The organism is Aphanothece microscopica RSMan92, from assembly GCF_046613545.2.
GTDB lineage: Bacteria > Cyanobacteriota > Cyanobacteriia > PCC-6307 > Cyanobiaceae > NIES-981.
This window is the reverse complement of record NZ_JBKKKY020000513.1, coordinates 1-466: the sequence shown is the minus strand read 5'-3', so window position 1 is coordinate 466 and position 466 is coordinate 1. Positions and strand designations below refer to the sequence as shown.

The 466-nt window shown below is 57.5% G+C and carries 1 protein-coding gene; it reads right to left on the bottom strand.

The window, feature by feature from the left end; translation table 11 throughout:
* Positions 1 to 443 (bottom strand): hypothetical protein (locus ACLD7X_RS18810; protein ID WP_411425202.1); only part of this gene is annotated, 443 nt, incomplete at its 3' end.
* Between the last annotated feature and the right edge of the window lie 23 nt (positions 444 to 466).

The window sequence follows — 466 nt, the reverse complement described above, 5'->3', positions numbered from 1 at the left end:
GCACTACCATCGATATTCGGTACCACGACCGGCGTGTATACTGTGGTACCGCCAAACGTACTATTGCCCGCATTGGTGACGGTTGCGCCAGCAGGGAACGATGAATTACCAGCGACCACAGCGAGTGCGATGTTGGATGTTCCACCGGATGCTGATACGGACAAACCAACGGACGACCCTACGCCATTGGATGTTGCTTCCACGGTAAGCCCCGTCGCACTGGCATTGGCGTCGATACCGTTGGACCGAATCCTAGCACCTGCCGCCGCACCGGTCACCGTACCACTATAGGCAACGTCGAACAGACGCGTTGCTCCAGTGCCAAGCGTCGTTTGCGGTGCTCCGCCATACACCACGGGTGTTCCACCCAAAGCCTCGGCTACGGTTACTCGTTCGAAGATGTTCGTTGACGTATTGTATGCAGCCAGCTCGCGATTTGTCATATCGGCCGCGTCCGGTACGGAAG